Below are 15,545 nucleotides of genomic sequence, written 5' to 3'. Positions count from 1 at the left end.
TATTTACCAAGTATAGGTGCCTACTGCTCCAGCATCTAGAGAAGTAGTAATCCATTTTCCATTGTATTTAATATTGAATAATTCACCGGTAGTGCCATCATTTACAACTATCAAAACCTTTTTCCCTGCAGGTGTTTTAAAAGCGACATTGTATATATTTCCGCTATTGGTGCTCGCAATTCTAACTGAACCTGCCGGAACAAACTTAGAGGCATGAGCAGTAATATAGTACCCAACATTTCTCGCAAAACTGTCACTGCTATTAACTGTTATAGCTCCTTTACAAGTATTGCATCCTCCTTGAGTATGAGGCTCAAAGGATCCATTATTGGCTAGATTCCATTGCAGTGCATTTTTACTCCAATTGCGCATTGATCCTATAATTACATTTTTTACCTGCCATTTTAAATCCCCGTCAAATGCCCCTGTCGAAGAAGTATATTGTTCGGTGAAATAAACATCTTTGTTTGGAAAAGCATTATGAACGGTAGACAATGCGCTAATATCACCACCATACAAATGAAATGCCGAACCATTTACAAACGGATACGCAGCTGCATCTTTTAGGATCGTAATGGGGTATTGGGGGTTATCACAATTATGATCGTAGGTAATGATTTTGGTCGTAATACTAGCGGATTGAAATGCAGGACCTAAATTATTTTTTATAAAATCGGCCTGTTGCAAAGCAGTCATGACCATACTTGGATTATTACCTCCATGCAATGGTTCATTTTGTGGAGTAATAGCATCAATTACAATTCCTTCTGCTTTCATTTTTTGAATAAATTTTACAAAATATTGTGCATAGGCTTCATAATATTGCGGTTGCAGACTACCACCCATAAAATTATTGTTGTCTTTCATCCAAAGTGGTGCCGACCAAGGGGACCCTAATATTTTAATATTGGGATTAATAGCCAGAATTTCTTTTAGTAACGGTATCACATCGGTCATATCCGGAGCCAAACTAAAATTAGTTAAACTAACATCTGTTTGCCCAGCCGGCATATCATCATACGTAAACGGAGTTGCATTCAAATCAGATGCTCCTATACTAATTCTTAGGTAACTCAACCCTATTGCATTATCTCCAGAACCAAATAATTCTTGTAATAAGTCTTTCTTTTTTTGAGCAGTCAACTGGTTAATCACTTGGGCGCTTCCTCCGGTTAAGGTAAACCCAAAACCATCAACAGTTTGAAACGTTTGAACATCGTCAACTTCGATGTTTAGGTAATTATTCACAGCGCTTCCAAAGGCCAGAATCCCGGTCTGTTTTTGTAAAAGAGCTGTCTGATCTCCTTTGGTCAACCAAAAATCAACTTCATTTTTTACTACTGGAGGTACGGGCGTCGGAGTTGGTGGATCAACTACATCATTAGAGGATGAACAACTAATGTGCATCGCGGAAAGCGCTATTACAAAAAATAGCTTTGTCAATTGATGAATATTTTTCATTTTTTATTGGTAATTAATTTCTACAAAAACAGGAAAATGATCCGAGGGATATTTTAAATCTCTAGCATCCGATAAAACAGCATATTTATTGACTGTAATGTGGTTGCTTTTCGATAAAAAAATGTAATCGATCAATAGTGTTGTTGCTTCGTTGTATTTAAAATTATTAAAAGTTCCATAAGGCCCAAAAGGTTTTTCTTTTGAAATCGTTTTGGCATCATTCATTCTGTTTTTTAATGCGATTATCCGATCGGTTTCGGGTTCTGAATTAAAGTCACCCATCAAAATGACAGGATATTTTTTGTTGTTTAATTTTTCTATTCTTGAAAGAATCAGCTCCAATCCTTTGGTTCTGGCTTGTTCCCCAATATGATCCAAGTGTGTATTAAAAACCCAAATTAACTTATTGCTTTGTTTGTTTTTTAAAAGAGCATACGTACAAACCCTGTTGCAAGCGGCATCCCAGCCCATCGAAATGGTATCTGGTGTTGCTGACAGCCAAAAGGTATTGGATTCTATCACTTTGAATTTTTCTTTGATATAAAAAATATTCGAAGATTCTCCTTTTCCTATTCCATCTCTTCCTATTCCTACATAATTGTATTTTGGAAGTGCGGTTGCTATATCCAATACCTGATTGGGTTTTGCTTCTTGAACTCCAAAAATATCGGGCTCATAAAATTGAATCTGTGCATTAAAAAAATCTTTTCGGTGCGTCCAATCATTCTCCCCATCTGAGGCAACATCAAGACGAATATTATACGTCATTATTTTTAGAGTCTGAGCGTTTGAAAACAGACTCACTGCACAAAAACAAACTATATAAGCAAATTTTTTAGCACTCATTTTTTCAATTGTTTAAGACTTAACATCCATAAACTTACGTAATATTCACTAAATAAATCATTTACAATTCTAAAAAACAAAAACCATCTTCTTAATTATACACTCTTATATAATCGACCTCCAACGTAGAGGAAGTAAAATTTGGATCTACAGAACCTCCCCAAGAACCTCCCATTGCTAAATTTATAATCAAGTAAAAGTTTTTATTGAAAGGGAAGGACGAGTTATTTGCAAAAGTGTAAAATAACTTGTCATCCACATAAAACTTTATATAACTTGCTGTCCAATCTGCAGTATAAATATGAAATTCGGTATTGTCATTAGGCACATTTATGATACCTGTATCAGGAGTGTTTCCTGAACGCCCCGGTGAGTGCAATGATGAATGATTGATATTCGGCTCTTTTCCGACAGATTCTAAAATATCTACCTCACCACATGCAGGCCAACCTACACTGCCAATATTGCTTCCCAGCATCCAGACAGCGGGCCAGGTCCCAACTCCAGTAGGTATTTTTGCTCTAATCACAACTTTGCCATAAGTAAAATCAAATTTTCCATTGGATTCCAACCTTCCAGAGGTGAATTCTCCTTTTCCATAAGTTTCTCTGATGGCTTTTATTTTCAAAACTCCCCCTTGTACAATTGTATTTTCCGGACGATTGGTATATGATTGAAGTTCGCTGTTAACATGTCCCGGATCCCAAATTTGAAAAGTCCATTTGGATGCATCTGGAGCACCATCGGTATTAAATTCGTCAGACCAAACTAATTTGGGCTTAACTAAAACAGTTATAGACAGAGATGTACTTACAAATTTATCAGCATTATAGGCAGACACGTACAACACATAAGTATTTGAACCCGATGTAGTATAAGTATATGTAAAGCTTCCATTTGTGAGTTCTTTTGTCTCCCCGTTTCCAAGTACTATTTTATAAGATGTTGCATTTGTTGCCGATATTTTAAAATTTACTGTCCCGCTTCCATCACCTGCTGGATCTTGGGCTGTTGCCCCAACAATTGCAGAAGTAACCACGAGATTACTTGGTACTTTTGTTGTTACTGCTTCTTCTGAATTTGAACTACTGCAAGAAAGAAACAGAAAGCAATTCATACCAATAATTAAACTAATTCTAGAAAGATGTTTTTTCATTATCATTTTTTTATACAAATTCATAGTGTCATTTTATTAAAAATGGCCCATAATCAAAGAGAATGGGCCATTCTACCAACTCAAACCTAACTTAAACTTAACTTATTGTTATCGCATTAAACTAATGTGAATTTTTGTATTACAGTGATAATCTCATTTCGATATTCTGAATTTTGATACCAGCTTTCATATCGTTACCACCACCACGTATTACTAAGTAAGCAACACCGGTTTTTGTAGCTGTGAATATTCCAAGATTATTTTCTGGTTTGCAACCAACAACAGATATTTTACCTGCAAAAGGAGCTGTTGCACAACCATCCCAAGTACTTAAGGCTCTCAATTTTCCTCCGTCAGAATAATCTGTTCCTGTTACTGGAACAGAATAGCCACAATACACTTCTAACCATGTTTCGCTGCAACCTGTTGTAGAAGAAGTAACCATATCAATTACATATTTTTTTCCAGCAACAACGTTAACTGCTTGATATATTCCATTTCCAGCCCAACCTGTAGCCGTTAGAGTAACTGAACCTGCTGCGAAAACAAGACTAGCATTTGATGTTGGATTTGTAACTGTCCATTGCGCCCAAGCTGCAGCATCAACTAGTTTGCCCCCTTTAAGAATATTACCTGCAATAGGATCTGGTGTTGCGACAACAATATCTTGAGAACTTGTATTTACTATACCACCTCGTCCTATGGCTCCATGTGTAATTGTATAAGTTCCTGCATCCGGAAGAAAAATAGGTTGTGTCATTTTGCCTATAAACATTCCTCCTCCATCACCTAAATCCCATTTTGAACCCAATACATCAACTGGTTGTGCAGTTAATATAAATTTATTTGCAGAACCTTCAACAGGTGTGATTGTAAATGCGGGATCAACGTTAGGATCTGAAAGTCCATTATCAACAATATCAGATTCGCAGCCCAATAAAAAACTTAAAGTTGCAAAAGCGAACGATAAATAAATGTATCTCTTTAAAACTATTTTTATATTCATAATATCTTAATTTAAAGTATTAATAATTTGGATTTTGAACAATCAAAGTGTTCTCTAATTCTCTAACTGGAATTGGGAAAATTTCGTTTTTCCCAGCTTTAAATCCTCTACTGGCTAATTTAGTTGCAGCTTTACCTGTTCTCACTAAGTCAAACCAACGGTGACCTTCGCCAGCCAACTCTAATCTACGCTCATTTGCAATTGCATCTTGTGATACTGGTATTGATGCCAATCCAACTCTGGCTCTAACTGCATCTAAAAGAGCTTGTGCTCTTACTCCAGTTCCTCCTAAAGCCTCAGCTTCCATCAAATAAGTATCTGCCAAACGTATTGCATACGTATCTTGTTGATAATTTAAAACCGCATCTCCAGAACCAGTTGATACATCAGCCTGAGTAGGTATAAATTTGTTTGTAAAATATCCTGTATCAGCATAACCTGGTATATAATCGGCTTCGCCAGCTGCTTTTAGTGCTTTCATATCAAGAACAGTAGCTGCAAAACGAGGGTCTGTTTTGATTGCATCATATAAGTCTTGTGTAATTGGATTAAAACTCCATCCAGAAGGTAAGTTTGGTGCAGGAGATGCTACAGGTCTGGAATAACTTCTAGGTCCAACCATGACATTCACAGAATTTCCTTCATCAACTCCTTGACCCCATACATTCCAGCTTGATCCACCTTTGTTGCTGTGAGCTATTTCAAGAATTGATTCTGAATTAAATTTATTGCTTACCACCCATAGGTCACTAAACTTTGTCAATAATTTATAGCCATAAGGACTTGTAGTTCCCGGTACACCATTTACCAATGCCAATTGCTCAGCTGATAAAGCATACTTTTTTTCATATAAATATACTTTCCCCAATAATGCTGTTACAGCTCCTTTTGACAAACGACCTGCTTCAGCAGCAGGAATAGTAACTGGAAGAACAGGTATTGCTTCTAGTAAATCTTTTTCGATTTGAGCATATACATCATCAGCACTTGCCTGAGGTACATTTAAAGCATCTGATGCATTAAGTGGTTCTAGAATTAATGGTACATGACCAAACATTCTTACCAAATTGAAATAAAAATAGGCACGTAATCCTTTTGCTTCTGCTGCGTATCTTATTTTATCAGTTTCACTCATAGGAATTGAAGGCAATTTACCAAGTAATATATTGGCTCTTAATATACCTTGATAAGGAGTACTCCAAAAACTTCCTGGCATGGTATTACCATCAATAGAATAGTTAGAAAACCCTTGTACTCCTGCTCCATCAGTAGCAGAACCACCGCCAGCATAATGATCATCTGAACCTGAATTCATTAGTGTAATCATATTGTCAAAACCTCCAGAATTGGTTCTAATTGGGTCATAGACAGCTATAAGAGCAGCATAAGCTTGCGCTGGAGTTTTATAGTAATTATCATCGGTATATACTCCTTCTGGTGAAACGTCTAAAAAGTCTTTTGAACACGATCCCATTGTAAATATAATTGCAATAGCAATTAAGATATACTTATTATTAGTTATTTTCATGATTATATTTTTTATTAAAACTGTAAATTAGCTCCTAAGATAAAACCTCTTGCTTGAGGATAATATCCTCTGTCAATTCCTGTAATATCACCTCCAATTTCTGGATCGTATCCTGTGTATTTTGTAAGAGTAAGTAAATTTTCACCCGTAACATACAATCTGAATTTTGTAGCTCCAATTTGATTAATTAATTTGGTTGGCAAAGAATAACCAAGAGTCACTAATTTAAGACGTGCATAATCTCCGTCTTCCAAATAGAAATTAGATAATCTGTCAAAATTATGATTGGTGTCATTATTGGTCAATCTCGGATAATCATTTGAAGTACCTTCACCTGTCCAACGTCCTAAGGCATCTGTCTGGTAATTTGCATTTTGAATGTCTAAACGACGTAACCCTTGAAAAATCTTATTTCCTGTTGCTCCCTGAAAAAATGCCATAAAATCAAAACCACTGTAACTAAGATTTAAAGTCAAACCGAAATTGAAATCTGGAATTGATTTTCCTAGGAATGCTCTGTCATCATCAGAGATTTTTCCATCTTTATTATTATCTACCCAACGGAAATCCCCAGGTTTTGCATCTGGTTGAATCAATCCACCAGTTGAATTTGTATAAGCGTTAACATCTGCTTGCGTTTGAAAAATTCCCGCAGTTTGATATCCAAAGAAAGAGTTATATGATTGTCCTACTGCAGATCTTGTTATATTACCCATAGATTGGAATCCTGCAGCTCCAGTGGTAATATAATCAATTCCATTTCCTAAGTAAGTAACTTCGTTATTGTTATAAGATACATTTCCGTTTACAGAGAAATTTACTTTTCCAAATTCTTTATGGTAACCCAATTCAAATTCAACCCCTTTGTTTACCATGTCAGCAACGTTTCCAACAGGATTATTTGGATAACCTACATAACCTGGTATTTGTACTTCTTGCAAGATATCGGATGTCTTTTTATTATATACATCAAATACAATATTGAAGTTATTAAAAAGAGTTGCATCCAATCCGATGTCAGAAGCAGCTGTAGCTTCCCATTTCAAATCAGGATTTGCAGGCGAATTTGGGCTATAACCTGTAACTATTGAACCCGGATTTCCAATAGGATAATTAGCACCACCATTAATAAGAGGCATATATCCAAAGTTTAAGATCGCATCATTACCATTAAGTCCGTAACTACCTCTTAATTTCAAACTATTAACCGCATTGCTTTCTTTCCAAAAATCTTCCTTAGAAATAACCCACCCTGCTGAAAAGGAAGGGAATACACCATATTGATAGTTGGCTCCAAAATGAGTTGATCCATCTCTTCTGATAATTCCTGTAAATAAATATTTTTCGCTATAATTGTAATTTAATCTTGCAAAAATTGATTCTACACGATGCTCAGAACTATTATATGCAGAACCTGTTTTGTCAGTTTCTGGGATATTCCAGTTGAAAGAAGCATCTTTATAATTATTGGATGGTAAATTTTTATAAGTAACCGTTGAACCTGTTACATTATCGTCAGAATACCAGGCTTGCCCTAATAACAAACTAAAATTATGTTCTCCAAATTGTTTTGTATAAGTAAGTGTGTTCTCAACATTCCAGTCAAATCTATTGTTTGAATTTCTAACATAACTGTTATTTATAGTGTTTATATTGGCACTTAAATAAGCAACTGGATTGAAAGTATCTGAACCCCAATTTGATAATTTTGCACCAAAAGAAGATTTGAAAACCAAATCTTGAATTGGAGTTATTTGAAGATAGGCATTACCAACCAAGTCATTGGCCCAACTTGTATTACCCAATCTAGTCTGGATATAAGCCAAAGGATTAGACATTTCCTGTCCTACCACTTTAGAAATACCATAAGGATTTCCGTTTTGATCTCTTATCACAGGGTTATTTACATAAGGACTTTGATTGGCAACTACAGGATCTGTGACAACCACTGGAGTAGTTGGGTCTAAATTTATAGCTGAACTTAAAGGACCTCCAAATTCGCTGTTTGTATTACCAACACCTATCGATTTTTGGTTAGTGAATGCTAACGTTTGTCCAATTGTAAAATATTTCGAAATCTTATGAGAGGAATTCAAACGTAAATTTAATTTTTTATAGTTTGAAATTTCAGAAGCTACAATACCTTCTTGATCTTGATATCCTACAGAACTGAAAAAATTGGAAACCTCATTTGCTCCACTGAAATTAATTTCATGAGAAGAACGCAAGGCATTATTATTAAAAATTTGTGCTTGCCAATTTGAACCTTCGCCCAAACTGGATGGATTTGGATACAAAATATTACCCCCAGCAGCAACTGATTTTTCATTCATAATAGTTGCATATTGAGTTGCGTTTAACAATTCTAATTTTTTAGCGGGAGCATAAACCCCCGCAAAACCAGTGTAGTTTACTTTAATTCCACCCAACTTTCCTTTTTTGGTAGTAACCAAAACAACTCCTGAAGCCGCACGTGAACCGTAAATAGCTAATGAAGCCGCATCTTTTAAAACCTCAATTGATTCTATATCAGATTGATTAATAAAATTAGCACCACCATTATCAATAATGACCCCATCTACAACCCATAAAGGATTATTTCCTCCATATGTGTTGAAAGTTGTTACACCTCTTACTCTAATGCTTGAAAGTGCTCCAGGCTGACCAGAAATAGTGGCAACACTAACACCGGTTGTTCTTCCTTGTAAAATCTGACCAATTTGACTATTAGGAACATCCTCTAATGCCTTTGCTTTAATTTTGGAAACAGCACCAGTTACCAAAGCTTTCTTTTGAGTTCCATACCCTACAACCACAACTTCATTTAAGTCTTGTGTCATAGAATTTAGTTTGACTGTTATGTCTGTTCTTCCATTAATAGATTCCTGAACTGTTTTATACCCTATAAAACTAATTGTCAAAGTACCGTCTTTCGGTGCTTCGATTTGAAACTTCCCATCAAAGTCTGTCGCTTTTGATAAAGTCGTTCCCTGTAATACTATTGTTGCCCCTGGAATTGGCATCCCCTTTTCGTCAATGACCTTTCCTCTTATGGTAGCATCCTGTGCCTGTCCATAAACTGAGAATAGTAATGACGAAATACAAAAAATAAATGTTTTTAATAATTTCATTTTTCTGATTATTTTGGTTAATTAATTAGTTATTTAATGCAATAGTATAGCTTAAATTTTTATATTAATAATTAAAAACCATTACAAAAACACATCAAAAACGTTGTAGTCGTATTACAAAAACACATCATATTTTTTTTAAATATTTGATTTTTAATTATTTAAAAAAATAAAATCTTTATTTCATAAAAATAAATTTTAAAAAAACCACTACATTTATGATAAAAGCGATACTTTAGCTTGAAATCAATTGTAAAGCCCAATAATTCAAGGCAAAAGAATTTTCCTTAAAAAAAATAACGACACTTATAATTACTTGTTTTATGAAAATATTTAAACTCTTTTTACTGCTTATCTGTCTTAACTCGTCCAATAATATAATAAGTCAGGTCAAAAAAATAGGTTTGCCACATATAAAAAATTATAGCAGAATAGAATATAAAGGAGGAACTCAAAACTGGGATATTAACCAGGATAAAAATGGAAATGTGTATTTTGGAAACAATGATGGTCTTTTACAATTTGATGGCACTACCTGGAACAAATACAAAGCCAACAATTCGAATGCAATTAAATGCCTAAAAATTGACCCTTTAGGAAAAATATACGTGGGCTGTTATAATGAGTTTGGCTATTTCAAAGCTAATTCAAAAGGCAAATTGGAATATTTTTCCATTTCCAGTTTATTGAATAAAAAAACATTGAACAGAATGGATTTTATCTGGAAAATACATCTTTATAAAGACGAAGTTATTTTTCAATCCTTTGATGGGCTATACATCTACAAAAACAATAAAATCAGAATCATTAATGCTCCCAAAAGATTTCAATTCTCGTTTATAGCCAACTCGAGATTATTTGTTCAAGATATCTTTTCAGGGATAATGGAATACAAAAACGGAAAACTTATGCTCCTCAAAGGATCAAATAGCTTGAATCAATCTGAAATTTGGGGAATGGTTGCTTTAGATAATAATAAAATTTTGTCTACTACTTTAGACAAAGGATTGTTCATATTGGAAAATAACAAAGTCCTGCCTTGGAACACAGAAGCCAATGCATTTATCAAAAAAAATGGCTCATTAGGCTGTATCCTTTACAAAAAAAATTATATAGTAATCAACTCCGTACTAGATGGGGTTATTGTTTGTGACTTAAATGGAAATATTATTCAACATATTAATCGCAGCAAAGGTCTTCAAAACAATACTGTCCTTAGTTCATTTATTGACAATAACAACAACCTGTGGTTGGGATTAGATAATGGGATAGCCTATGTAAATGAAAATTCATTTCTTACTTATTTTGGATTTAGCTTTAATTTAGGAACTGTATATTCTTCTGTTGTTTACAAAGGAAATTTATATGTTGCCACAAATCAAGGAGTCTTTTATCACCCTTGGAACACCAATTTTAAGGAGGGCTCATTCAAACTTGTAGAAGGAACAACTGCTCAAGCATGGAATGTACAAGTGATTGATGGTAATCTTATATGTGCGAGTAACAAAGGCGCTTTACAGCTGGATAATGGCAAAATGATTGAAAATATTGATCCAAAAGGATACTTTGGGTTCAAAACAATCCCCAATCATCCGCATTTTTTTATTGGATCAAGTTATAATGGCTTTTCAATTTTTGAAAAGACCAGTTCTGGAATAAAATTTAGAAATAAATTAGAAGGTATTGACAAATCCTCCAGTTCATTCGAAGTTGATGAAAATTTTTTATGGCTAAAAAAAGATGCAAACATGTATCAGATTACATTGAGTAACGATTTAAAAAAAGTAAACTCAATCAAAACATATACCCAGTTTACAGAACAAAATCCAGGAATTGGTAGTCTTCAAAAAATAAATAACAAAGTATATTTTCAGTCCAACAATATTTTTTATACTTATTCAACAACACAAGATGCATATATTGAAGACAAAATTCTAACGAAAGTATTCGCTCCTATTCCTAAAATAAATGAACTAACAGTTGATGCAAATGGAAACCTCTGGTACGTATTTAACGAATCTATTGGAGTATTAATGAAAATTGAAGGTGACAAATACAAGTCAATACAAGCTCCTTTATCGAACTTAACTGGAAATTTGGTAGCCAATTTTGTTTCTATAAATACCATTGACTCCAATAATACTTTTATAGGTTTAACAGACGGTTTAGCACACTATGATTCTACTATCGAAAATAATACAATATTAAAACCCAAAGCTTTCATCAGAAGTTTTTCATTCCCTGAAGACACTATACATCTTGCCAATGGGAACAATAAAAAGGAAGATTATAAATTGTCTTATGCTTCCAATCAGGTAAAATTTTCTTTTTCATCGCCCTCTTATGAAAATTTAGAAAATCTTGAGTACGCTTACCAACTGGAAGGATTTGATGAAAATTGGAGTCCATGGTCCAACAGCACAATAAAAGAGTATACCAATCTGAAAGAAGGAAATTATATCATGAAGGTCAAAGTAAAAAACAGTTCCGGAATAGAATCTGATATATCTACAGTAAATTTCAGAATATATCCTCCTTGGTACAGACATTCTGTGGCGTATTTTATATACTTATTGATGGTCGCAGGCATAATTTATTATATCCGACTACGAATAAAAATGAAAATAAGACAAAATAAGTACATTGAAACAATTGAACAAAGAAGGCTCTATTTAGAAAAAGAGACGAAAATAAAACAAGACCAATATGAATTGGAAAAAGAAATAGAAAAATTGGAAAATGAAAAACTCCAAATCAAAATTCTCTCCAAAGACAAAGAATTGGTTAACAACACTTTACAAGTGGTTAAAAAAAATAAAATATTAAACGGAATTATTCACAAATTAAAAGATATAAACAGTAATACTTTTGATGAAGATACCAAAACTCAATTTATAAAATTAAACAAAAGCATAACAAAAGAGGTACATACCGATAAAAGTTGGAAAGATCTCGAAAAACACTTAAAAAATGTCCATTTTGATTTCCTTAAAAAATTAAAAGAAAAACACCCAACAATTTCCCCACGAGAAATGGATTTATCAACATATTTATTGATGAACATGTCAACCAAAGAAATAGCAGAATTCATGAATATTTCAACAGGAGGAGTAGAATTAGCAAGATATAGGTTGCGAAAAAAATTAGAATTAAATAAAAAAGAAAATCTTATTGGCTATTTAATGACCATCAAATAAAAAAAGCTCCTTCAGTTCAGTCTAGAAGGAGCTTTTAAATTTTACTTTATAAACTCTAATGTTCGTTCCAAAGCCATTCCTCTCGAACCCTTGATAAGAATCATATTGTGATCAAAATCTATACCTTTAATCGAAAGAGAAAACGAATCGAAAGAGTCAAAAAATAAGCAGCTTGAGCTATTAACTTTATTTTGAAAAAAATCTTTTCCGATAAAATAACATTTAATATCTTTTCTGTTTTGAAGCAAACCAACGATGTACTTGTGTTCTTCCAGACTTTCTTCTCCCAATTCAAACATATCACCTAGAAAAGCTATTTTATTTTTTTTATCCAAAAGAATAAAATTTTCAATGGCCACTTTCATGCTGCTCGGATTAGCATTATAAGCATCCAAAATAATTTCATTTGTGCCTCTGACAATCAATTGTGACCTGTTATTTTCAGGAATATAACTTTCTAATGCGTCTTTTATATCTGTATTATCAACGCCAAAATAAGTTCCTATCGCTATGGCTGCATTAATATTGTTTGCATTATACAACCCTATTAAATGAGTTGAGATAATTTGTTCAGAATACGATATAATGACAAAAGGATTGGCTTCAATTTTTTTAATCACAACATGTGCATTTACTTTGTTTAATCCAAAAGAATAGGATTTCAAAGCATGGGATTTGACAACTTGAATTGGATCTTCCAAATTCACAAAAGCCATTTTATTATTGTCAAAAAGGTAGTGATACATTTCGCTTTTCCCCTCAATAACGCCCTCTACTCCTCCAAAACCTTCCAAATGCGCTTTGCCAAAATTGGTTATATATCCATAATCAGGCTTAGCAATTTCACAAAGGAATTCAATTTCTTTTTTATGATTAGCTCCCATCTCGACAATACCTATTTCAGTATTTTCAGTAAATGACAAAATTGTCAATGGTACCCCAATATGGTTGTTTAGATTCCCAACAGTAGCTTTTGTTTTAAATTTTTTAGAAAGCACTACATTGATCAATTCTTTTGTAGTAGTTTTTCCGTTACTTCCTGTCAAGGCAATTATAGGCAATCCCAAATAATCTCTATGATATTTTGCTAGCTCTTGCAAAGCCTTTAAACTATCCTCTACAATAATTGTCCTTTCATCAATATAATACTCTTTATTGTCTAACAGAACATAAGAGGCCCCCTTTTCCAAAGCTTCATTTGCAAATGTATTTGCATCGAAATTATCTCCTTTTATGGCTATAAAAAAAGAATTTACTTCAATTTTACGTGTGTCAATTGAAATAGAATTGCATTTCAAAAACAAATTATGAATGAATTTAATATCCATAAAAAATAGTTTAAAAAATAAAAGCCCTAAAGAGGGCTTTTATTCTGAATTATGTAAAAAATTAATTTCTAGGTGATTTTTTTGTATTTGCTTTAGAACCAACTCTTGACATTGCACATCTAAAACCAATATAATCAGTTGCCATATCTTGAGGAAAATACCTTCTTTGGGCAGGATCCAACCAATAAGCTCTATCTCTCCAAGAACCTCCTTTATAAACTCTTACTGCATCGTTTATCATTGTAGTTCTCTTGTTTGATTTGTCATATTTTCTTTCCAAATTCCCTAAGCTATCAATTTTGATATTATTCTTTGGCGCATTATACATGGTTTCTTTCTCAGACATTTTTCCTTTATCTGCATCAGCACCACCAAATTTATAATATTTTGAAGATTGTTTGTCTCCATCTCTATAGTTGATGTTATCACTTGTACTGAAATTTTGTCTTAAATAAGTTTCATTATCATCAACAGGAACCTGAGCAATTTCGCCAGGTAAATATACAGCTACCAACTTACCATTACTTAAGGTATCATACACAATGTTTTTACCTGTAATAATATCTATTTTTCCGTCTTTTCCAATTTTATTTTTGGTGTAAATATTTCCTCTAAAATAATTGAAATCATTTGTTTCTATATCAACAATTGGTCTGTAAACATCAGCAACCCATTCTGCAACGTTACCTGCCATATCATATAACCCAAAATCATTTGCAGGATAACTTTTTACAGCATTTGTAATATCTGCACCATCATCAGACCATCCGGCAATTCCACCATAATCACCATTTCCTTGTTTGAAATTGGCTAATTGAAATCCTTTGTTAGAACGTTTTCCTGAACGGGTATAACTTCCAGACCAAGGATATTTCTTTTGTCCTTTATAAATATTATATTCTCTTTGTCCAACATCTGCTGCTGCTGCATATTCCCACTCAGATTCTGTTGGAAGTCTGTACTCTGGCAAAAGTATCCCGGTTGATCTTTGAGCATAAACATTTTTTTCTTCAGTTACCTTACCGTCTTTATCCGGTTTAGGGCCTTTTTTACCGCTTTTACTAGCTCCTTTTAATACAATTTCTTCGTTACCACCATATGTAAGAGTTGGCGCTGTCAGATAAGTTTCTGTACTAAAAGTACTTTCAGCTGAAACATCTAGTGATTTTGCATTCTTTTTAAGAAAACCGTTTTTTTCCAAAACTGCTTCATTTACACGGTCCGTTCTCCATCTACTAAATTCTACTGCTTGAACCCAGTTTACACCAACAACAGGATAGTTTGCATAAGCAGGATGTCTTAAATAGTTATTAGTCATGGTTTCATTATACCCCAACCTGTTTCTCCAAACTAAAGTATCTGGGGAAGCACCTTCATAAATGTTTTTGTAATTCTCTTCAGTTGGTGGATATACTTTTTTAAGCCATTCTAAGTACTCTAAGTACATTAAGTTTGTAACTTCAGTTTCATCCATATAGAATGACATAACGTGTTGTTGCGTTGGAATGTTATTCCAATCATGCATAACATCATCTTGAACTAGCCCTTTTGTAAAGGTACCACCTTCAACAAATACTAATCCAGGTCCAGTTTCTTGAGTTTTACTTGCAGCATTACTAAAACCACCTTTTGAACTACTCACATTCCATCCTGTTCCTCTAGAGGTACTATTAGAATTAGACTTTTTGCTACAACTAGCTAAACCTGCTACTAATGTCACTGACAACATTATCCTTAAGGCTATAATTTTATTTACTTTCATACTTTCTAGTAGGTAATAATTAATTTAGGTGGTGCAATGTAATAATTAACCATTAAAACACAAAACCATTTTACAACTTAATTTTTTAATGTTTTTTTATGATATTATCAAAACGCAAAAATATATTTTT

9 protein-coding genes are annotated in these 15,545 nt (G+C 33.5%); 1 reads left to right on the top strand and 8 read right to left on the bottom strand.

All coding sequences use genetic code 11. The features are described 5' to 3' along the window. Nucleotides 1-3: 3 nt before the first annotated feature. From OLM57_RS07445 to OLM57_RS07420, 6 genes are all read right to left on the bottom strand, one after another. The gene (locus tag OLM57_RS07445) at nucleotides 4-1,461 is read right to left on the bottom strand and encodes a glycoside hydrolase family 30 protein (RefSeq protein ID WP_264566592.1); all 1,458 of its coding nucleotides are present in this window, start codon (nucleotides 1,459-1,461) and stop codon (nucleotides 4-6) included. 3 nt (nucleotides 1,462-1,464) lie between these two features. Continuing rightward, complete coding sequence (locus tag OLM57_RS07440; protein WP_264566591.1) at nucleotides 1,465-2,307, bottom strand: endonuclease/exonuclease/phosphatase family protein; 843 nt, start codon at nucleotides 2,305-2,307, stop codon at nucleotides 1,465-1,467. 91 nt (nucleotides 2,308-2,398) lie between these two features. Beyond that, complete coding sequence (locus OLM57_RS07435) at nucleotides 2,399-3,463, bottom strand: glycoside hydrolase family 16 protein (RefSeq protein ID WP_264566590.1); 1,065 nt, start codon at nucleotides 3,461-3,463, stop codon at nucleotides 2,399-2,401. Between the two features lie 139 nt (nucleotides 3,464-3,602). Beyond that, nucleotides 3,603-4,469: a hypothetical protein gene (locus OLM57_RS07430; protein ID WP_264566589.1), complete on the bottom strand. Its 867-nt coding sequence runs from the start codon at nucleotides 4,467-4,469 to the stop codon at nucleotides 3,603-3,605. Nucleotides 4,470-4,488: 19 nt separating this feature from the next. After that, on the bottom strand, nucleotides 4,489-5,997 hold the full coding sequence (locus OLM57_RS07425; protein WP_264566588.1) for a RagB/SusD family nutrient uptake outer membrane protein: 1,509 nt from the start codon (nucleotides 5,995-5,997) through the stop codon (nucleotides 4,489-4,491). A gap of 14 nt (nucleotides 5,998-6,011) precedes the next feature. Further along, entirely contained in the window at nucleotides 6,012-9,128 is a 3,117-nt protein-coding gene (locus OLM57_RS07420) for a SusC/RagA family TonB-linked outer membrane protein (RefSeq protein ID WP_264566587.1), read from the bottom strand. A 323-nt stretch (nucleotides 9,129-9,451) separates the two neighbouring features. Between OLM57_RS07420 and OLM57_RS07415 the strand changes: the two genes are divergently transcribed. Continuing rightward, nucleotides 9,452-12,325, top strand: coding sequence for a triple tyrosine motif-containing protein (locus OLM57_RS07415; RefSeq protein ID WP_264566586.1), 2,874 nt, complete (start codon nucleotides 9,452-9,454; stop codon nucleotides 12,323-12,325). Nucleotides 12,326-12,366: 41 nt separating this feature from the next. Here the strand turns inward: OLM57_RS07415 and OLM57_RS07410 are convergent, their stop codons facing one another. Beyond that, entirely contained in the window at nucleotides 12,367-13,653 is a 1,287-nt protein-coding gene (locus OLM57_RS07410) for a UDP-N-acetylmuramoyl-tripeptide--D-alanyl-D-alanine ligase (protein ID WP_264566585.1), read from the bottom strand. Between the two features lie 61 nt (nucleotides 13,654-13,714). After that, nucleotides 13,715-15,415: a gliding motility lipoprotein GldJ gene (gldJ, locus tag OLM57_RS07405; RefSeq protein ID WP_264566584.1), complete on the bottom strand. Its 1,701-nt coding sequence runs from the start codon at nucleotides 15,413-15,415 to the stop codon at nucleotides 13,715-13,717. Between the last annotated feature and the right edge of the window lie 130 nt (nucleotides 15,416-15,545).

The sequence above is a fragment of the Flavobacterium sp. N3904 genome, from assembly GCF_025947305.1.
GTDB lineage: Bacteria > Bacteroidota > Bacteroidia > Flavobacteriales > Flavobacteriaceae > Flavobacterium.
This window is presented reverse-complemented; position numbering and strand designations above follow the sequence as displayed.